At 68.3% G+C, this 18,030-nt stretch carries 18 protein-coding genes; 10 read left to right on the forward strand and 8 right to left on the reverse strand.

Translation table 11 applies throughout. The features are described from left to right. Nucleotides 1-125: 125 nt before the first annotated feature. The 4 genes from AC57B8_RS24050 to AC57B8_RS24065 are packed head-to-tail and all read right to left on the reverse strand — an operon-like array spanning nucleotide 126 to nucleotide 3,546. Entirely contained in the window at nucleotides 126-905 is a 780-nt protein-coding gene (locus AC57B8_RS24050; RefSeq protein WP_062470093.1) for a glycosyltransferase family 2 protein, read from the reverse strand. Beyond that, on the reverse strand, nucleotides 869-1,666 hold the full coding sequence (locus tag AC57B8_RS24055) for a lysophospholipid acyltransferase family protein (RefSeq protein ID WP_070060819.1): 798 nt from the start codon (nucleotides 1,664-1,666) through the stop codon (nucleotides 869-871). Before AC57B8_RS24055 ends, AC57B8_RS24050 begins: the two co-directional genes overlap by 37 nt. A gap of 36 nt (nucleotides 1,667-1,702) precedes the next feature. After that, the gene (locus AC57B8_RS24060) at nucleotides 1,703-2,752 is read right to left on the reverse strand and encodes a chorismate transformation FkbO/Hyg5 family protein (protein ID WP_492734657.1); all 1,050 of its coding nucleotides are present in this window, start codon (nucleotides 2,750-2,752) and stop codon (nucleotides 1,703-1,705) included. A 2-nt stretch (nucleotides 2,753-2,754) separates the two neighbouring features. Then, nucleotides 2,755-3,546 carry a class I SAM-dependent methyltransferase gene (locus tag AC57B8_RS24065; protein ID WP_062470103.1) on the reverse strand — a complete coding sequence of 264 codons (792 nt, stop codon included), beginning with the start codon at nucleotides 3,544-3,546 and terminating at the stop codon, nucleotides 2,755-2,757. Between the two features lie 118 nt (nucleotides 3,547-3,664). Here AC57B8_RS24065 and AC57B8_RS24070 point away from each other — a divergent pair, with 118 nt between their 5' ends. The 8 genes from AC57B8_RS24070 to rng are packed head-to-tail and all read left to right on the forward strand — an operon-like array spanning nucleotide 3,665 to nucleotide 10,617. After that, the gene (locus AC57B8_RS24070; protein WP_056580425.1) at nucleotides 3,665-4,390 is read left to right on the forward strand and encodes a YebC/PmpR family DNA-binding transcriptional regulator; all 726 of its coding nucleotides are present in this window, start codon (nucleotides 3,665-3,667) and stop codon (nucleotides 4,388-4,390) included. A 43-nt stretch (nucleotides 4,391-4,433) separates the two neighbouring features. Then, a complete protein-coding gene (gene purD, locus AC57B8_RS24075) occupies nucleotides 4,434-5,732 on the forward strand; it encodes a phosphoribosylamine--glycine ligase (RefSeq protein WP_496480958.1) in 1,299 nt (432 codons plus the stop codon). Continuing rightward, nucleotides 5,732-6,652 carry an oxygen-dependent coproporphyrinogen oxidase gene (gene hemF, locus AC57B8_RS24080; protein WP_496480959.1) on the forward strand — a complete coding sequence of 307 codons (921 nt, stop codon included), beginning with the start codon at nucleotides 5,732-5,734 and terminating at the stop codon, nucleotides 6,650-6,652. The genes purD and hemF overlap by 1 nt, the downstream gene beginning before the upstream one ends. Beyond that, a complete protein-coding gene (gene nadD / locus AC57B8_RS24085) occupies nucleotides 6,649-7,281 on the forward strand; it encodes a nicotinate (nicotinamide) nucleotide adenylyltransferase (protein WP_062470111.1) in 633 nt (210 codons plus the stop codon). The genes hemF and nadD overlap by 4 nt, the downstream gene beginning before the upstream one ends. After that, nucleotides 7,281-7,976 carry a ribosome silencing factor gene (gene rsfS, locus AC57B8_RS24090; protein ID WP_062470113.1) on the forward strand — a complete coding sequence of 232 codons (696 nt, stop codon included), beginning with the start codon at nucleotides 7,281-7,283 and terminating at the stop codon, nucleotides 7,974-7,976. The genes nadD and rsfS overlap by 1 nt, the downstream gene beginning before the upstream one ends. Then, complete coding sequence (gene rlmH / locus AC57B8_RS24095; protein ID WP_070060813.1) at nucleotides 7,973-8,440, forward strand: 23S rRNA (pseudouridine(1915)-N(3))-methyltransferase RlmH; 468 nt, start codon at nucleotides 7,973-7,975, stop codon at nucleotides 8,438-8,440. The genes rsfS and rlmH overlap by 4 nt, the downstream gene beginning before the upstream one ends. Before the next feature lie 40 nt (nucleotides 8,441-8,480). Further along, nucleotides 8,481-9,083, forward strand: a complete 603-nt coding sequence (locus AC57B8_RS24100) for a Maf family protein (protein WP_496480960.1) — start codon at nucleotides 8,481-8,483, stop codon at nucleotides 9,081-9,083. A gap of 7 nt (nucleotides 9,084-9,090) precedes the next feature. After that, complete coding sequence (gene rng, locus AC57B8_RS24105) at nucleotides 9,091-10,617, forward strand: ribonuclease G (RefSeq protein WP_056580445.1); 1,527 nt, start codon at nucleotides 9,091-9,093, stop codon at nucleotides 10,615-10,617. Between the two features lie 33 nt (nucleotides 10,618-10,650). Here rng and AC57B8_RS24110 read toward each other — a convergent pair whose 3' ends face one another. From AC57B8_RS24110 to AC57B8_RS24120, 3 genes are all read right to left on the reverse strand, one after another. Next, entirely contained in the window at nucleotides 10,651-11,982 is a 1,332-nt protein-coding gene (locus AC57B8_RS24110) for an MFS transporter (protein ID WP_492734653.1), read from the reverse strand. A 121-nt stretch (nucleotides 11,983-12,103) separates the two neighbouring features. Beyond that, nucleotides 12,104-13,036 carry a 3,5-dioxohexanoate:acetyl-CoA acetone transferase gene (kce, locus tag AC57B8_RS24115; protein WP_341892456.1) on the reverse strand — a complete coding sequence of 311 codons (933 nt, stop codon included), beginning with the start codon at nucleotides 13,034-13,036 and terminating at the stop codon, nucleotides 12,104-12,106. A gap of 47 nt (nucleotides 13,037-13,083) precedes the next feature. Then, on the reverse strand, nucleotides 13,084-13,866 hold the full coding sequence (locus AC57B8_RS24120) for an SDR family oxidoreductase (protein ID WP_095948650.1): 783 nt from the start codon (nucleotides 13,864-13,866) through the stop codon (nucleotides 13,084-13,086). A gap of 99 nt (nucleotides 13,867-13,965) precedes the next feature. On the opposite strand from AC57B8_RS24120, the gene AC57B8_RS24125 reads away from it, so the two are divergent. Then, the gene (locus tag AC57B8_RS24125; RefSeq protein WP_496480961.1) at nucleotides 13,966-14,727 is read left to right on the forward strand and encodes a GntR family transcriptional regulator; all 762 of its coding nucleotides are present in this window, start codon (nucleotides 13,966-13,968) and stop codon (nucleotides 14,725-14,727) included. A 3-nt stretch (nucleotides 14,728-14,730) separates the two neighbouring features. Here AC57B8_RS24125 and msbA read toward each other — a convergent pair whose 3' ends face one another. Next, the gene (gene msbA / locus AC57B8_RS24130) at nucleotides 14,731-16,515 is read right to left on the reverse strand and encodes a lipid A export permease/ATP-binding protein MsbA (RefSeq protein WP_496480962.1); all 1,785 of its coding nucleotides are present in this window, start codon (nucleotides 16,513-16,515) and stop codon (nucleotides 14,731-14,733) included. A gap of 163 nt (nucleotides 16,516-16,678) precedes the next feature. Here msbA and tolB point away from each other — a divergent pair, with 163 nt between their 5' ends. Continuing rightward, nucleotides 16,679-17,995 carry a Tol-Pal system beta propeller repeat protein TolB gene (gene tolB, locus AC57B8_RS24135; protein WP_095745431.1) on the forward strand — a complete coding sequence of 439 codons (1,317 nt, stop codon included), beginning with the start codon at nucleotides 16,679-16,681 and terminating at the stop codon, nucleotides 17,993-17,995. Nucleotides 17,996-18,030 lie beyond the last annotated feature (35 nt).

Here is an 18,030-nt window from a genome sequence, read left to right on the forward strand (position 1 = left end):
CTGTTTGAGCGAAGCGAGTTCTGCGAGACCCCGCGAAACGCGAGCACCGCAGGGCAGCCGCGAAGCGGCCGGCGCAGTGGGGCCGACCGCGCCGTACCGCTTGCCGGGCGCCCCTCAAAAGAGGCCTAAGCCTGAAACGGCGGCGCCCCCCGCAGCTTGCGAAAGAGCAACCCAGGCAGCCGCAAAACAAACTCCACCATCAACCGCGTGTGCATCCAAGTCAGCAGGACGTTGTCCCGCCCATAGCGAAAGTGCGACACCCCGCCTTCTTCAGCCGTCAGGTATTTCACAGGCGCATCGATGTTCACCGGCTTGACCCCGCGCCAGGCCAGCCGCACGACCGCCTCGGTATCGAAGTCGAAGCGTCGCATCCACGGTTGCCGCGCCATCACAGCGATCAGGTCGACCACCGGGTACACGCGAAAACCGTAGAGCGAATCTCCAACCCCCGCGAACAGCGTCTCGAGCTGCGTCCAGCCGTTGGACACTCGCCGCCCACGCACCCGCAGCAGCGGCGCGCTGGCGTCGAACACCGGCCGGCCCAGCACCATCGTCTCGGGCCGCGCCAGCGAGGCGTTCATGAAAGAGGGGATCAGGTCCGCCGGATGCTGCCCGTCGGAATCCATCGTGAGCGCGTGCGTGAAGCCGGCGTCCTTCGCGGCCCGCAAGCCGTGCAGCACCGCCGAGCCCTTGCCCTGGTTCTGCGGCAGCACCCACACGCGCAGCCCCGGATCGCTGGCCGCCATCTGCTGCAGCCGCTCGCCCGTGCCGTCGTCGCTGCCGTCGATCACCACCCACACCGGGTTCCATTGGGCCCGCGCGGCCGCGACCGTCGAGAACAGGCGCTCGCCCGTGTTGTAGCTGGGGATCAGGACAAGGTGGGTGCGCGAGGCGTCTGCTGGCATTCGGGGGACGCGTCGGTGGCGCGCTGCTCCATGTGTTGACGGAAATAGTGCTCCAGCTCGACCTGCAACGCATCGCTGTCCTGCGTCGGCGCAAAGCGCTTGCCCAGCCGCAGCGTGAAGACGATGGGCAGCGGCGGCACGCGCCACAGCGGCCAGCCCTTGCCGAGGTAGGGCGAGTCGGTGTCGATGAACACGGTCTGGATCGGCGCCTGCGCCAGCTTGGCGATCAGCGTGGTGCCGGGGCGGAAGGGGTTCAGCGGCGGCGTCACCGTGCGCGTGCCTTCGGGAAAGATCACGAGCTGGCCGCCCTGGCGCAGGTCGTTGACCGCCAGGCGCACCATCGTGCGGGCCGACTTGTTGCTGATGTAGCGCGCCAGCCGGGCCCCGGCGCCGAGGAAGATGTTGCCCATCAGCTCGGCCTTCATGATGCAGGCGCTGCGCGGCAGCCGCGCCACCAGCAGCAGCGCATCGAGCATGGTCGGGTGGTTGGCCACGAAGATCACGCCGGGTTCGTTGCGCATCGGGTCCAGGCACGAGGCGTCGATGCGCATCATGCCGGTGACCGAGGCGAGCCACCAGAACATCCGGTAGGCAAAGGCGATGGTCATGCGGCCCAGCGCGCGCGCCGGCGCAGCCGGCATCACCGGGTACAGCAGCATGGCGACGAAGTTCCAGACCAGCGAGATCAGGCCGAGGAACAGCAGCAGCGCATAGAGCATCAGCGCGAGCGGGATCGACGTGAGAAGACGCAGCACGTTCATGGGTGGTGTCGGTCGAGCAGGCGAACGGCGGGCCGCTCAGGCGGCCTGCAGCCTGCCGGCGGCGACCGTATGGGCCTCGATCTCGACCAGCAGATCGCTGCGGCAGATGTCGGCTTCCAGGTACACCGCATGGCGAGCCATCGGCGACTGGGCGCCGAGCGCGGCTTCGATCACCTCGCGAACGGCGTCGGTGTCCGACGGATGCCGCACGTACACCACGCAGTCGAGCGCATCGAGCGAGAAGCGCGCCGTGGTCTGCGCATGGGCGGAGGCGATCACGGCCTCGAGGTTGCGCAGCGTTTCGCGGGCCTGCTCACGCACGTCGCCGTGGTGCACCGTCTCGTGCCCGACGATGCTCGCTGTGCCCGAAATGAAGAGCGCGACCTGGCCGTCGCCGATGTCCGCGAGCGCGGCGCGCGAGAAGGTCGGCGAGCGCGGGCCGTAGGTTTCGGGATAGCGGTAGGCCGACACCTGCCGCGGGTTCTCGACCGGCAGTGGTGCGGCACGTCCCGCGAGAAAACGGATCGACAACGCGCCCTGGCGGATGCCCAGCGCGCAGGCGGCCGGGGCACCTTCGAAGGCGGCGCGGCCGGCCTCGAAGAAGGCTTCCTGCCGGCCGAGGTTGAACTGACGGTAGCGCTCCAGCCCGCCGCCATCCGCGTTGATGCGCGGCAGGTAGTTCCAGATGCGCTGCAGGTGCGGCGTGCCGGCCTGCTCGAGCGTGCGGAACAGGTCGCGGTAGGCGCGCTGCGCGAGTTCGGTTAGGCCCTGGCCTTCGACAGCTTCATCGAGGTCGATGGCGCCGAGCAGCCAGTGCCCATCGGTGCGCCAGCGCGCGATGCCGGTGGTGCCCGACCGGACCTGGGTGCCGTCACCCGCATGCCCCACGTGCCACACATCGGCCATCGCGCCTTGCGGCGACAGCACGCGCGCGTTGACCGTGGGCATCCAGGCGACACCGTGCGGCGTGCCGTAGCCGAGCGCGGCGAAGGGCGCATGGCTGTGCGTGGCCAGCGCGAGGCTGTCCGGCAGCGAGAGGCGCTCCACGCGCAGGGGGGAATGAAGGCGGTCGTCCTGGGGGCGCACGTTCAGCGAACCTCGTCGGCGGTGGATTCGGGTTTGCGGCCGGTATAGGCCGAGAAGACCCCGAGGCTCGCATGCCGGCGCACGTCGCTGAAGCCGGCGGCGCCCAGTGCCTGCATGACGCGCTCGGGCGGGATGCAGGCCTCGATGGTGTCCCAGTAATAGCGCCACAGCTCCGAGGTGTCGCTGCGGCGGCCGACCACGCGGGCGATCAGCGGCACCACGGCGCGCATGTAGCCCTTGAGCAGCGCGGTGGCGATGCGGCCTTCGGGCTTGGTGATCTCGAGCACCACCACGCGCCCGCCGGGGCGCAACACGCGATGGAATTCGGAAAAGGCGGCGGCCACGTCGCTGATGTGGCGCATGGCGTAACCCATGCTCACGAAATCGCAGCTGGCGTCGGGCCGGGGCAGGGCCTCGGCCACGCCTTGAATGAGCTCGACGCCGGGCAGCCGGACCTGGCCCATCATGCCCACGCTGGGGTCGACGCCGGTGAGCTTGCCGGTGGAGCCGATGAGCTTCAGGGCTTCGCGGGCGACGAGCCCGGTGCCGATGCCCACGTCGAGCACCTGGGCGCCCGCCGTGAGTCCGGCCTGCTTCAGTGCATCGCGCCGGTACGAGGGGCCGGTGCCGAAGGCCAGCACGGCTTCGATGCGGTCGTAGTCCGCGGCCGTGCTGTCGAAGATGCGCCGCAGGAACGCCTGGTGCTCCGCTTCGGTGTTGTAGTACAGCGGCAGCGGGGCGTGCGGCGGCAGGGCGTCGGGATTTCCCGTACCGGCAATGGGCGATGGCGTCATCGAACAATTATCACCAAAAGGTCCGGGCCGAAATCCCGGGCGCCGGGGGAGCGTTGTGTGCGCCGGACAGTAAACTCCACACTTGCTTTGAAAACACACGACAGCGAGAGAGAAAGCCATGGCCGGACATAGCAAGTGGGCAAATATTCAGCACCGCAAGGGCCGCCAGGATGAGAAACGGGGCAAGCTCTGGACCCGCGCCATCCGTGAAATCACGGTGGCGGCACGCGCCGGCGGCGCAGACCTCAGCGCCAACCCCCGGCTGCGGCTGGCGGTCGAAAAGGCCAAGGCGGTCAACCTGCCCATCGACACCGTCAAGCGCAACATCGACAAGGCCACGGGCAACCTCGAAGGCGTCAATTACGAAGAAATTCGTTACGAAGGGTACGGCATCGGCGGCGCGGCGATCATCGTCGACACCATGACCGACAACCGCGTGCGTACCGTGGCCGAAGTGCGCCACGCCTTCTCCAAGCACGGCGGCAACATGGGCACCGAAGGCTCGGTGGCCTTCCAGTTCAAGCACTGCGGCCAGATCATCTTCGCGCCCGGCACCAGCGAGGACAAGGTCATGGAAGTGGCCCTCGAAGCCGGCGCCGAGGACGTGATCACCGACGACGACGGCGCCATCGAGGTGCTCACCGCCATCGGCGACTTCGAGGCCGTGAAGAACGCGCTCGAAGCCGCGGGCCTGAAGCCCGACGCCGCCGAGATCACGATGCGCGCCGAGAACACCGTGGACGTGACCGGCGAAGACGCCGCCAGGATGCAGAAGCTCCTCGACGTGCTCGAGGACCTGGACGACGTGCAGGACGTTTATCACAACGCCGCACTGTCCGACTGAACGAATGAATGATGGATCCACAGCGACAAACGAAAGCCCGCGAATGAAGGTACTGGTGATTGGAGGAGGGGGCCGCGAGCACGCATTGGCGTGGCGGCTGGCGCAGGGCAACCGGGTCAGCCGCGTCTACGTGGCGCCCGGCAACGGCGGCACTGTGAGCGACGAACGCTACGACTGCATCGACATCACCGAACCCGCCGCGCTGCGCGAGTGGGCGATGGCCGAGAAAATCGCGCTGACCGTGGTCGGCCCCGAGGGGCCACTGGCGGCCGGCGTGGTGGACGAGTTCCGCGCGCACGGCCTGCGCATCTTCGGCCCGACGCAGGCGGCTGCGCAGCTCGAAAGCTCCAAGGCCTTCTCGAAGGCCTTCATGAAGCGCCACAAGATCCCGACGGCCGAATACGAGGCCTTCGCCGACGCCGCTGCCGCTCATGCGTACATCGACGCCAAGGGCGCGCCGATCGTCGTCAAGGCCGATGGCCTGGCCGCCGGCAAGGGCGTGGTGGTTGCCATGACGGCGCAGGAAGCCCATGAGGCCGTCGACTTCATGCTGGTCGACAACAAGTTCGGCGTGTCGCACAACGAAGGCGGCGCACGCGTCGTCATCGAAGAATTTCTGCAAGGCGAAGAAGCCAGCTTCATCGTGATGTGCGACGGCAAGAACGTCGCCGCGCTGGCCACCAGCCAGGACCACAAGCGCCTGCTCGATGGCGACGAAGGCCCGAATACCGGCGGCATGGGCGCGTACTCGCCCGCACCGGTGGTCACGGCCGAGGTGCATGCGCGCGCCATGCGCGAGATCATCCTGCCGACCATCCGCGGCATGGAAAAGGACGGCATTCCGTTCACCGGCTTCCTCTATGCCGGTCTCATGATCGACGCGGCCGGCCAGCCCAAGACGCTCGAATTCAACTGCCGCATGGGCGACCCCGAGACGCAGCCGATCATGATGCGCCTGAAGTCCGACCTGTTCGAGGTGTTCTGGCACGCCACCGACGGCACGCTCGACCAGGTCGAGCTGCAGTGGGACCGGCGCGTGGCGCTGGGCGTGGTGATGGCCGCGCACGGCTACCCGCTGTCGCCGCGCAAGGGCGACCGCATCAGCGGCATCCCGGCCGAGGCGCCCGATGCCGTCGTGTTCCACGCGGGCACCACGCTCGAGAACGGCGAGCTCAAGACCAGCGGCGGCCGCGTCCTCTGCGTGACCGTGCTGGCCGACAGCGTCAAGCAGGCGCAGCAGCGGGCCTACGAGGTCGCGGCGCGCGTGCAGTTCGACGGTGCGCAGTACCGCAAGGACATCGGCTACCGCGCCGTCAACGCGCGCAACACGCCCCACGCCTGATGCCAGCCACCCAGCCGAAGGCGGTCGGCGACTACCTGCGCGGACTGCAGCAATCGATCATCTCGGCGGTCGAGGCGGCGGACGGCGGCAGCGCGGTGCGCGACGCCTGGCAGAAAGAGCCCGGCGAGCCGCTGCAGGGCAGCGGCCTGACCTGCATCCTCGAAGGCGGCGCGCTGTTCGAGCGCGCCGGTGTCGGCTTCTCGCAGGTGCGCGGCGCCAAGCTGCCGCCCTCAGCCACGCAGAACCGCCCCGAGCTTTCGGGCGCACCGTTCGAGGCCATGGGCGTGTCGCTGGTGTTCCACCCGCGCAACCCCTACGTGCCGATCGTCCACATGAACGTGCGCATGCTGGCCGCGCAGCCTGCGGGCGGCGGCGAACCCGTGTGCTGGTTCGGCGGCGGCATGGACCTCACGCCGTGCTATGGCTTCGAAGAAGACGCGGTGCACTTCCACACCGTGTGCCGCGATGCGCTCGTACCCTTCGGCGCCGACAAGTACCCGCGCTTCAAGACCTGGTGCGACGAGTACTTCTTCCTCAAGCACCGCAACGAGCAGCGCGGTATCGGCGGCATCTTCTTCGACGACTTCGCCGAGGGCGGCATCGAGAACGGCTTTGCGCTCATCCGTTCGGTCGGCGATGCCTTCCTGCAAGCCTACCTGCCGATCGTCGAACGCCGCCGCGGCATGCCGTACGGCGAGCGCGAACGCGAATTCCAGCTGTACCGGCGCGGGCGCTATGTCGAGTTCAACCTCGTGTGGGACCGCGGCACGCACTTCGGCCTGCAGTCGGGTGGGCGCACCGAATCGATCCTGTTGTCGATGCCGCCGCTCGCGAGCTGGGCCTACCGGCAACAGCCCGCAGCGGGCAGCCCCGAAGCCGCGCTGTACAGCGACTTCATCGTGCGCCGGGACTGGGTGTGAGCCCCACCGGTTCCGCTTTGCGCATCGGCGTCTTCGGCGGGGCCTTCGACCCGCCGCACAACGCGCACGTCGCCCTGGCCGAAGCCGCATTGGCGCAGCTCGACCTGACGGAGTTGCACGTCATTCCCACGGGGCAGGCCTGGCACAAGAGCCGCACGCTCACGCCGAAGGAAGACCGCCTCGCGATGGCGCAACTGGCCTTCGGCAACCTGCAAGGCAAGGTCGTCATCGACAGCCGCGAGGTGTTGCGCGACGGCCCGACCTACACGCTCGACACGCTGCATGAATTGCAGAAAGAGCAGCCCGGCGCACAGCTCGTGCTGGTGATGGGCGCGGACCAGGCGGCGGCCTTGCCGACCTGGCACGGCTGGCAGGATATACTCGGCATTGCTATCGTTTCTGTAGCGTATCGCGCACTATCGACGGGTGACGTCACTCGTTTTGATCCGAAACAGCTGCCCGGCCTCCCGGCTGGCGCGCGTTTCGAGGCGCTTGAACTGCCTGCCGCCATGGACACCAGCGCCACCGATATCCGGCGGCGTGTGGCGTCGGGTGTGGACATTTCCTCGCTGGTTCCGCCCACGGTTGCACGCTATATTGACCAACACCACCTCTACCGCTCTGCCTGATGACCACTGAAGCCGCCGCCAAAAAAGACATCCAAAAACTCCAGCGAGCCATCATCGATGGTCTCGAAGACGTCAAGGCGCAGGACATCCAGGTATTCGACACGGAGCACCTCTCGCCGCTGTTCGAGCGCGTGATCGTGGCGTCGGGCACCTCCAACCGCCAGACCAAGGCACTCGCTTCGAGCGTGCGCGACGCCGTGCGTGAAGCCGGCTTTGCCAAGCCGCGCACCGAGGGCGAGGAAAACGGCGAGTGGATCATCGTGGACTGCGGCGCGGCCGTGGCGCACATCATGCAGCCCGCCATCCGCCAGTACTACCACCTCGAAGAGATCTGGGGCGACAAGCCGGTGCGCGCCAAGCTCGGCGCCACCAAGCCCGCGCTGGCCACCGCCTCGTCCGTCGTCAAGGGCGCCGAAGAGAAGAAGACGGCCGCCGCCAAGACGCCGAGCCTGCGCCGTTCGAGCGCCGCCAAGACCGCGATCCGCGCGGCCGAGCAGGAAGCCAAGGCCGCCAAGGCCCCGGCGAAGAAGGCCGCATCGAAGACCGCGGGCAAGACTGCCGCCAAGAAGGCGCCTGCGAAGAAGTCAGCCACGGGCACCGCACGCGTGCCGGTGAAGGTCGTCGGCAAGCCGGCCGCCAAGAAGACCGCTGCGAAGAAGGCGCCGGCCAAGAAGGCGCCAGCCCGCCGCGCATGAAGCTGCTGGTGGTCGCCGTCGGGCAGCGCATGCCCGACTGGGCACAGACTGCCTGGGACGACTACGCCAAGCGCTTCCCGCCCGAACTCAAGCTCGAGCTGCGCGCCGTCAAGACCGAGCCGCGCGGCTCCAAGACACTCGAAACGCTGTATGCCGCCGAGCGAGAGCGCATCGAGGGTGCCATCGCCCGCGGCATGCGCATCGTCGTGCTCGACGAGCGCGGCACCGCACTCACCACCAAGGCGCTGGCCGCACGGCTGCAGACCTGGCAGGGCGAGGGCGACGACGTGGCGCTGGTCATCGGCGGCCCCGACGGGCTCGACCCGGCCTTCAAGGCCGCGGCGCATGAACGCATCCGCCTGTCCGACCTGACCCTGCCGCATGCCATGGCGCGCGTGCTGCTGGTCGAGCAGCTCTACCGGGCGTGGTCGGTCAACGCGGGCCATCCGTACCACCGGGAATGACCACAGGGCCGGCGGTGGGGCCCACCTCGGAGACCTGAACTTGCCTGACTTCATCTACCTCGCGTCGCAAAGCCCGCGCCGCGCCCAATTGCTCGGCCAGCTCGGCGTGCGCCACGAACTGCTGCTGGCCGGCGCCGACGAAGACGCCGAGGCGCTCGAGGCCTTGCTGCCGAACGAATCGCCGACCGCCTACGTGCAGCGCGTCACCGCCCTCAAGCTCGATGCCGCCGTCGCGCGCCGCAAGCGCCTGGTCCTGGCCGATGCGCCCGTGCTCTGCGCCGACACCACGGTCGCGCTCGGCCGCACCATCCTCGGCAAGCCCGAGGACGCACGCGATGCCGAACGCATGCTCGCGCACTTGTCCGGCGCCACGCACCGCGTGCTCACGGCGGTCGCGCTGCAGAACGGCCGTCGACGCCATGCGGCGCTCAGCGTGTCGCGCGTGCGCTTCGCCACGCTCACGAAGAAGCAGGTCACGGCCTACGCTGCCAGCGGCGAGCCGCTCGGCAAGGCCGGCGCCTACGCCATCCAGGGCGCCGCGGCGGCGTTCGTCGAGCACATCAGCGGCTCCTATTCGGGCATCATGGGACTCCCCATGTTCGAGACCGCGCAGCTGCTTCGAGGCGTCGGTTTCAATACTTAAGACATCCATGCAAGACATCCTGATCAACTGGTCTCCGCAGGAGACCCGTGTGGCGCTGGTCGAGCACGGCGCGGTGCAAGAGCTGCACGTCGAGCGCACGCTCGAGCGCGGGCTGGTCGGCAACATCTACCTGGGCAAGGTCTCGCGCGTGCTGCCGGGCATGCAGTCGGCCTTCATCGACATCGGCCTGGAGCGCACCGCCTTCCTGCACGTGGCCGACATCGTCTCGCCGTTTACGCCGGGCTCGCGCCCGAGCGCCACGCCGCCCGAACGCGACCACCGCAACGGCGGGCCGATGGTGCCCATCGAGAAGCAGGTGTTCGAGGGCCAGTCGCTGCTGGTGCAGGTCATCAAGGACCCGATCGGCACCAAGGGCGCGCGGCTGTCCACGCAGATCAGCATCGCGGGCCGGCTGCTGGTGTTCCTGCCGCAGGACAACCACATCGGCGTGTCGCAGAAGATTCCGCCCGACCAGCGCGAGTCGCTGCGCAACCGCATGCTGGCGCTCATCGAAGCGGCCGCGGCCGCCGAGAGCGGCGGCGTGGTACCGGTGAACACGGGCGGCTTCATCCTGCGCACCAACGGCGAAGACGCGGCCGATGCCGAACTGGCCGAAGACATCGCCTACCTGCGCAAGACCTGGACGCGCATCCGCGAGGCCTCGAGCCGCATGCCGGCCATGTCGCTGCTGCACCAGGACCTGAGCCTGCTGCAGCGCGTGCTGCGCGACATGACGAGCGAAGACACGCAGACCATCCGCATCGATTCGCGCGAGCAGTTCGAGGTGCTGCTGAAATTCGGCCTCGAATTCATGCCGCAGGCCGCGGGCAAGCTGCAGCACTACAAGGGCGAGCGGCCGATCTTCGACCTGTATTCGGTGGACGAGGAAATCGCGAAGGCGCTGGGCCGGCGCGTCGACCTGAAATCGGGCGGCTACCTCGTGGTCGACCAGACCGAGGCGCTGACCACCGTCGATGTGAACACCGGCGGCTTCGTCGGTGCGCGCAACTTCGACGACACCATCTTCAAGACCAACCTGGAGGCCGCGCAGGCCATTGCGCGGCAGCTGCGCCTGCGCAACCTGGGCGGGATCATCATCGTCGACTTCATCGACATGGCCCGCGACGACCACCGCGAGCAGGTGCTGGCCGAGTTCCGCAAGCAGCTCGCGCGCGACCGCGTGAAGACCACGGCCGGCGGCTTCTCGCAGCTCGGCCTCGTCGAGATGACGCGCAAGCGCACGCGCGAATCGCTGGCCCACATGCTGTGCGAACCCTGCGTGGCCTGCGGCGGGCAAGGCATCGTGAAGACCGCGCGCAGCGTGGCCTACGACGTGATGCGCGAGATCCTGCGCGAGGCGCGGCAGTTCACGCCGCGCGAGTTCCGCATCGTCTCGTCGCCGCAGGTGATCGAGCTGTTCCTCGACGAGGAGAGCCAGCACCTCGCGGGGCTGAGCGACTTCATCGGCAAGCCGATCTCGCTGCAGTCGGAGCCGGCGATCGGGCAGGGGCAGTACGACATCGTGTTGCTCTGACGACAGGAGTGCGCGGCCCGTTGCAGCGACGGGTCAGCGCTTCGACTCCTGGCCTTGCCGCATCCAGACGCTGGCCAGCGCGGCGGCCACCAGCATCCCGGCGATCAGCAACAGCCCGTTCTTCGTGCTGCCCGTGCTCTGCTCGATCCAGCCCATCACCGACGGGCCGATGAAGCCGCCCACGAGGCCGCAGGTGTTGACCAACGCGAGTCCGCCTGCCAGCGCCACGCCAGCCAGCCGTGAGGACGCGAACAGGAAGATCACGGACTGCACCACGAAGAACATCGAGCCCGTGAGGCAGAAGCCGGCAAGCGCAATGGCCGGGCTCGCGAAGGCGGCGATCAGCAGGCCCACCGCCATCGAGACCAGCCCGACCAGCAGCAGGAGCCGACCGCGCTGCGGCGTGACCGCGAGCCGCGGCAGCGCAATGGCGCCGACGGCGGCGGCCACCCAGGGCAGCGAGTTGAGCGCGCCGATTTCCAGCGGCGAGAGCTTGCCGTAGGTGCCGATGATGCTCGGCAGGAAGAAGATCACCGTGTAGATGCTGATCTGGTGGCAGAAGTAGACAAAGATCGCCAGCCAGATCTGCCGGTCGACCAGGCAGGCGCGGAACGACTCGCCGACCTGGCCGTTGGCCACGTCCTCGGCGCGTTCGGCGGCGAGCTGGCGTTCGATGGCCTGTGCCTGCGGGCGCGTGAGCCAGCTGGCGCTGGAGGGGCCGTCGGGCAGCTTGCGCCAGACCACGAAGGCCAGCGCCACGGCGGGCAGGCCTTCGAGCACGAACATCCATTGCCAGCCGTGCCAGCCCCACAGGCCGTCCATCTGCAGCAGCGCGCCGCCGACCGGGCCGCTGAGGATGTTCGCGATGCACACGCCGAGCAGGAAGTAGCCCGTGGCGCGTGCGCGGTCCTTGCGGCCGAACCAGTAGTTCAGGTACAGCATCACGCCCGGGAACAGGCCGGCTTCCGCCGCGCCGAGCAGGATGCGCATCACGTAGAACGAGGTCTCGCCCGTGACGAAGGCCATGCCCGCCGACAGCAGCCCCCAGGTGATCATGATGCGGGCGATCCACCAGCGGGCGCCCACGCGGTGCATCACCAGATTGCTGGGCACTTCGAGCAGCGCGTAGCTCAGGAAGAACAGCCCGGCGCCCAGCCCGTAGGCGGCCGCCGAGATGCCGATGTCCACGGCCATGTGGCTCTTGGCCAGCGCGATGTTGGTGCGGTCGATGAAGCTGATCACATAGGCCAGCACCAGCAGCGGCATGAGCTTGCGGAAGATCAGCGCATTGAGCGAGGCCTGCTCGTCGACGGCCTGGCGGGCGCGCAGGCCCGGCGGCGTGGCGGGGATGGATGGGTGTTGCATGGGATGTCTCTCTCCTGTCCTGTCGTGTTCTGGCGGAAGGTCGTCGGCGGGCGCCGGCGGGCGTGCAGATGCGGCCCGGTCATGGGCCGGGCCGAGTCGGGTCAGAGGTTCTGGCGCAGGGCTAGAAGTCGACGTTCGCCGCGCCCTTGAGGCCGAGGATCTCGCGCGCCTCGGCGGGTGTCGCGATGTCGATGTTCAGTGCCTCCAGCACGGCGCGGATGCGCAGCACCTGCTCGGCGCTCGACGCGGCGAGCCGGCCCGGGCCGATCCACAGCGAGTCTTCGAGCCCGACGCGCACGTGCGAGCCCATGGCCGCGCCGATGGTGGCCAGCGGCAGCTGGTTGCGGCCGGTGCCGAGGATCGACCACTCGAAGCGGTCGCCGAACAGCCGCGCGGCGGTGCGGCGCATGTGCATCAGGTCTTCGGGATCGGCGCCGATGCCGCCCAGGATGCCAAAGACCGTCTGCACGAAGACCGGGGCCTGCACCAGCCCGCGGTCCAGGAAGTGCCGCAGGTTGTTGAGGTGGCTCACGTCGTAGCACTCGAACTCGAAGCGCGTGCCGTTGGCGTTGCCGAGCTTCAGGATGTTCTCGATGTCGGCAAAGGTGTTCTTGAAGATCAGGTTGCGGCTGTTCTCCAGGTGCTCGCGCTCCCATTCATGCTCGAAGGACTTGAAGCGCTCCAGCATCGGAAAGAGACCGAAGTTCATCGAGCCCATGTTGAGCGACGCGAGCTCGGGCTTGAAGGTGGTGGCCGGGCGCATGCGCTCCTCGACGCTCATGTGCGGGCTGCCGCCGGTGGTGATGTTGATCACCGCATCGGTCGCGGCCTTGATCTTCGAGAGGAAGGGGCGGAACAGGTCCGGGTCCTGCGAGGGGCGGCCGTCCTTCGGGTCGCGCGCATGCAGGTGCAGGATCGCGGCGCCCGCGCGGGCGGCTTCGATCGAAGCTTGCGCAATCTCGTCGGCCGTCACGGGAAGGTGCGGCGACATGCTGGGCGTGTGGATGGCACCCGTGGGGGCGCAGGTAATGATGGCTTTGGGGCGTTGGGCCATGAGGTGTCCGGAAAGAAGAAGATGGAAAGAAAGGGCGTGCGAGCGGATCAGCTCAGTGCTTGCGTGTGGCCGTCCACCACGAGCTCCTGGCCCGTGACGCTGGCGGCCAGGTCGCTGGCGGCGAACAGCACCATGTTCGCGATGTCCGTGGCCGTGACCATGCGGCCCAGCGCGGCCTGCGCGGTGTAGGCGCGCGTCACTTCGTCGAGCGGCTTGCCCAGCGCTTCGGCCTTGGCGGCGATCACGGCGCGGATGCGCGGACCGTCGACCGCGCCCGGCAGGATCGCGTTGACGCGGATGCCGTCTGCCCCGAGCTCGAGCGCCAGCGTTTTCGTGAAGCCGATGACGGCCCACTTCGAGGCGGAGTAGGGCGAGCGCCCCGGCATGCCCAGGTGCCCGGCGGCCGAGGACAGGTTGATGATGGCGGGCAGGCGGCCCTTGCGCAGCCGCGGCACGGCCAGCCGCACGCAGAGGAACTGGCCGGTGACGTTGACGGCCATCGTGCGCTCCCAGTCGGCGAGCGAGACGGTCTCGACCGGGCCGGTGGGGCCGGCCACGCCGGCGTTGTTCACCAGCACGTCGAGGCCGCCGAGCTCGCGGTCGACGGCCTCGAAGAGGCGGGCCACGTCGTCCTCGTTGGACACGTCGGCGACGCAGCGGCCCACCTCGGGCAGTTCACGCGCCAGCTGGTCGAGGCTGGCAGCCTGCACATCGCAGACGAAGACCTTGGCGCCCGCCGCGGCGAAGCTGCGCACGATGTCCAGGCCGATGCCGTTGGCACCGGCGGTGACGAGCACGCGCCGGCCGGCGAGGGAGTTGTTGTTCCACATGCTGAAGAGATCCTTGAGGTCGATTTCGGAATGAAGGGGATCGTATATCTGTGATCACAGATAATTCATAGGGAATACCCCGGCCATATACTTCGACGCATGAGCCTCACCGATCTCGTCACCCCCCTGAAGCGCCAGACGCTCAGCGCCAACGTCTACGACCAGTTGCGCGACCTCGTGATGAGCGGGCAGATGATGCCGGGCGAGCAGATTTCATTGCGCAGCGCGGCCGAGGCGCTGGGCGTGAGCGTGATGCCGGTGCGCGAGGCGATGCAGCGCCTGGTGGCCGAGCAGGCGCTCGAACTCACGCCCAGCCGCACCTTGCGCGTGCCCCGGATGACGGCGGCGCAGTTCAAGGAAATCACCACCATCCGCACCAACCTCGAAGGTTTGGCCACGGAGCTGGCGGCCTCGGCGTCGGGCGCGGTGGCGCTGCGCGACATCACGCGCTGGCACGACGAGTTCGCGGCCGAGATGAATGCGGCGAGCCCCGACGGCTCGAAGCTCGTCACCTTCAACAAGGAGTTCCACTTCGCGGTCTACGCCGCGGCCGACATGCCGGTGTTGTTGCAGATGATCGAAGCGCTGTGGCTGCGCATCGGCCCCATCCTCAACTACGACCTGCGGGCCGGCTCGCGCCGCGTCGGGGACAAGGTGGCGATGTCGCACCATGCGGCGCTGCTGGCCGCGCTGAAGCGCCGCGACGGCGCCAAGGCCCGTGCCGCGCTGCAGGGCGACATCGAAAGCGCCGCGGAATTCATCCTGTCGACGGGCGTGCTGGTGTCCGATGGCACGCTGCCGCCGCAGAACGCTGCGCCGGCGGCGAAGAAGGCGCGTGGCGCGGCAGGCACCGCGCGCTGAGGGTCAGAGCGTCGGGTCCTGCCCCGGCGCCGCGCTGCGCACCGCCAGCGTCTGCAGCCGCGCATAGAGTCCGTCGCTCGCCATGAGCTGCTCGTGGCTGCCTTGCTCGGCGATGCGGCCTTGCTCCATCACGATGATGCGGTCGGCATGCTGGATGGTCGACAGGCGGTGCGCCACGATCAGCGTGGTGCGACCCTGCATCAGGCGCTGCAGGGCGTCCTGCACCAGCCGTTCCGATTCGGTGTCGAGGGCCGACGTGGCTTCGTCGAGCAGTAGCACGGGCGCGTTCTTGTAGAGCGCGCGGGCAATGGCCAGCCGTTGGCGCTGGCCGCCCGACAGCTGCGTGGCGTTGTGGCCGAGCACGGTCTCGATGCCCTGCGGCAGCGTCTCGACATGCGCGCTCAGGTTGGCCGCCTCGAGGCAGGACTGCACGCGCGCGATGTCGATGTCGCCGCCCAGCGCCACGTTGGCGGCGAGTGTGTCGTTGAGCATCACCACGTCCTGGCTCACCATCGCGAACTGGGCGCGCAGGCTCTTGAGCTGCCACTCGCTGGTGTCGTGGCCGTCGAGCAGCACCTGGCCGCCGCTGGGCTGCACGAAGCGCGGCAGCAGGTTGACCAGCGTGGTCTTGCCCGAGCCCGAGGGGCCGACGAAGGCCACTACCTGGCCGGGCTCGATGACGAGGTTCACGCCGTCGAGCGCGCGCTGTTCGTCGTCGCCGCGGTAGCTGACCTGCACGTTGCGTAGCTCGATGTGGCCTTGCGCGTGCGCGATGCTGAAGGTGCCCTGCGATTCCGGCGCCACCTCGTCGATGAGGATCAAGCCGCGCTCCAGCGCTGCCAGTCCGCGCGTGATCGGCCCGGCCACTTCTGCGAGGCGGCGGATCGGCGCGATCAGCATCAGCATGGCCGTGATGTAGGCAACGAAGCCCCCCACCGTGAAGCCCTGCTTGCCGCTTTGCCACAGCGCGATCATCACCACCACCGACAGCGCCAGCGAAGCCATCATCTGCGTCAGCGGCGTGGTGGCGGCCTGGGCGATGGTCGATTTCACGGCCAGGCGGTTGAGGCGCTGGCTCAGCTGCTCGAAGCGGCGCTCCTGCGCCTGTTCCGCGCCGTGCAGCCGCACCACGCGGTGGGCCAGCACGTTTTCCTCGACCACGTAGGCCAGCTCGTCGGTGGCTTGCTGGCCTTGCTGCGTGAGCTTGTACAGGCGCTTGGAGAACACCTTCATGATCCAGGAGATGCTGGGCACCAGGAAGGCGACGATGAGCGTGAGTTTCCAGTTCAGGTAGACCAGGTAGCCCAGCAGCGCAATGAGCGTGAAGCCGTCGCGTGAGAGCCCGAGCAGCGCCTGCACCAGCAGCATGGCGCCGGTCTGCACCTCGTACACGACGGTGTTCGACAGCGCGCTGGCCGACTGCCGTGCGAACAGCGCCAGCTCGGCGCCGAGCAGCCGTTCGAACAGCACGCGGCGCAGCTTCTGCATGCCTTCGTTGGCGATGCGCGAGAGCGCGTACTGCGAAATGAATTGCGCGATGCCGCGCACCGCGAACAGCAGCAGCACGGCGGCCGGAATGAACCACAGCGGCATCTCGCCGCGCGTGAAGCCCCGGTCGAGCAGCGGCTTGAGCAGGGCGGCCATGAGCGGCTCGGTGAGCGCGGCCAGCAGGGCGCCGATCAGCCCCACGGCCCACCATTGGCGCGAACTGCCGAACCAGGTCATGAGTCGCGCCAGCCGGCGCATGAGGGGAGGGCGGGCGCTCTCGCTGCCGGGGGATGCTTGCATATGGCGGCGGATTTTACGGGGCGGCTCCGACCGCCTTTCGAGAGGCCTGTAGGACCATTTCGCCGGATAAACGTTTTGTGACGGCGTGTCCAAACCAGTGTGTAACATGTGGCCCGTGAAACGCCGGGGAGAAACTTTTTACCCGGAAACCTCTCCGAACCGCATGAACAAGCCGTTGCCAGATCTTTCCCCAACTCCTTCTTCATCGTTGATTGCACGCCGCAGCCTCATCGCGGCCCTTGCTGCCTCTCCCATGCTTCCCGCCATGGCCCAGTTCCGGGTCGAGGTGTCGGGCGTGGGGCTGACGCAGTTGCCGATCGCGCTCGTGCCTTTCCGGGGGCAGGACGCCTCGCCCCAGAAGATTTCCGACATCGTCCAGGCCGACCTCGAACGCAGCGGCCAGTTCCGCGGCGTCGATGCCTCGGGCCAGGCGCTCGACGAATCCTCGCGCCCCGACCTCGCCCTGTGGCGCCAGCGCACCGCCGACTCGCTCGTGGTGGGCAGCGTCAGCCGGCTCGGCGACGGCCGCTACGACGTGCGCTTCCGCCTGTGGGACGTCGTGAAAGACCGCGACCTCGGCGGCCAGAGCTACACCGTGCCGCAGGGCGACCTGCGCCTGGCAGCGCACCGCATCGCCGACTACGTGTACGAGAAGCTGACCGGCGAGAAGGGCATCTTCTCGACCCGCATCGCCTACGTCACCAAGGGTGGCAGCCGCTACTCGCTGTGGGTGGCCGATGCCGACGGCGAGAACGCACAGGCCGCGCTCGCCAGCCCCGAGCCGATCATCTCGCCCTGCTGGTCGTCCAACGGCCAGCAGCTGGCGTATGTGTCCTTCGAGTCGCGCAAGCCCGTGGTCTACGTGCACAACGTGGCCAGCGGCCAGCGCCGTCTGCTCGCCAACTTCAAGGGCTCCAACAGCGCCCCGGCCTGGGCGCCCGACGGCGGTTCGCTGGCCGTCACGCTCAGCCGCGATGGCGGCTCGCAGCTGTACACCATCCCGGCCAGCGGCGGCGAACCGCGCCGCCTCACCCAGAGCTCGAGCATCGACACCGAGCCCGTGTACTCGGCCGACGGCAGCACGATCTACTTCGTGAGCGACCGCGGCGGTGCGCCCCAGATCTACAAGATGAGTGCCAGCGGCGGCAACCCGACGCGGGTCACCTTCAGCGGCACCTACAACATTTCTCCATCTGTCAGCGGCGATGGCCGGTGGTTGGCCTACATCTCGCGGGTCGGCGGTGCGTTCAAACTCCACGTGATGGAGTTGGCCAGCGGCAATGTCGCCGCGATCACCGACACCACGGCCGACGAGAGCCCGAGCTTCGCACCCAACAGCAAGCTGATCGTCTATGCCACGCACCTGCAGGGTCGCGAGGCGCTCATGACGACCACGCTGGACGGAAAGATCAAGGCCCGCCTCGCGGGCCAGGCGGGAGACATCCGTGAACCGGACTGGGGTCCGTTTCAAAAGCAATAAGCATTGACCAGATAAATTTACTTGAGGAGTTCGCA

This window comes from Variovorax sp. BGA-UO-ETr-C22 (assembly GCF_059567965.1).

Bases quoted from the DNA above. Each gene is read 5' to 3' on its own strand.
- rsfS (WP_062470113.1), top strand. From the start codon at position 7,281: ATGACCACTGAAGCCGCCGCCAAAAAAGACATCCAAAAACTCCAGCGA.
- AC57B8_RS24125 (WP_496480961.1), top strand. From the start codon at position 13,966: ATGAGCCTCACCGATCTCGTCACCCCCCTGAAGCGCCAGACGCTCAGC.
- AC57B8_RS24120 (WP_095948650.1), bottom strand. From the start codon at position 13,866: ATGTGGAACAACAACTCCCTCGCCGGCCGGCGCGTGCTCGTCACCGCC.
- AC57B8_RS24065 (WP_062470103.1), bottom strand. From the start codon at position 3,546: ATGACGCCATCGCCCATTGCCGGTACGGGAAATCCCGACGCCCTGCCG.
- msbA (WP_496480962.1), bottom strand. From the start codon at position 16,515: ATGCAAGCATCCCCCGGCAGCGAGAGCGCCCGCCCTCCCCTCATGCGC.
- kce (WP_341892456.1), bottom strand. From the start codon at position 13,036: ATGGCCCAACGCCCCAAAGCCATCATTACCTGCGCCCCCACGGGTGCC.
- AC57B8_RS24050 (WP_062470093.1), bottom strand. From the start codon at position 905: ATGCCAGCAGACGCCTCGCGCACCCACCTTGTCCTGATCCCCAGCTAC.
- rlmH (WP_070060813.1), top strand. From the start codon at position 7,973: ATGAAGCTGCTGGTGGTCGCCGTCGGGCAGCGCATGCCCGACTGGGCA.
- tolB (WP_095745431.1), top strand. From the start codon at position 16,679: ATGAACAAGCCGTTGCCAGATCTTTCCCCAACTCCTTCTTCATCGTTG.
- AC57B8_RS24070 (WP_056580425.1), top strand. From the start codon at position 3,665: ATGGCCGGACATAGCAAGTGGGCAAATATTCAGCACCGCAAGGGCCGC.
- purD (WP_496480958.1), top strand. From the start codon at position 4,434: ATGAAGGTACTGGTGATTGGAGGAGGGGGCCGCGAGCACGCATTGGCG.
- AC57B8_RS24055 (WP_070060819.1), bottom strand. From the start codon at position 1,666: ATGAACGTGCTGCGTCTTCTCACGTCGATCCCGCTCGCGCTGATGCTC.
- rng (WP_056580445.1), top strand. From the start codon at position 9,091: ATGCAAGACATCCTGATCAACTGGTCTCCGCAGGAGACCCGTGTGGCG.
- AC57B8_RS24110 (WP_492734653.1), bottom strand. From the start codon at position 11,982: ATGCAACACCCATCCATCCCCGCCACGCCGCCGGGCCTGCGCGCCCGC.
- hemF (WP_496480959.1), top strand. From the start codon at position 5,732: ATGCCAGCCACCCAGCCGAAGGCGGTCGGCGACTACCTGCGCGGACTG.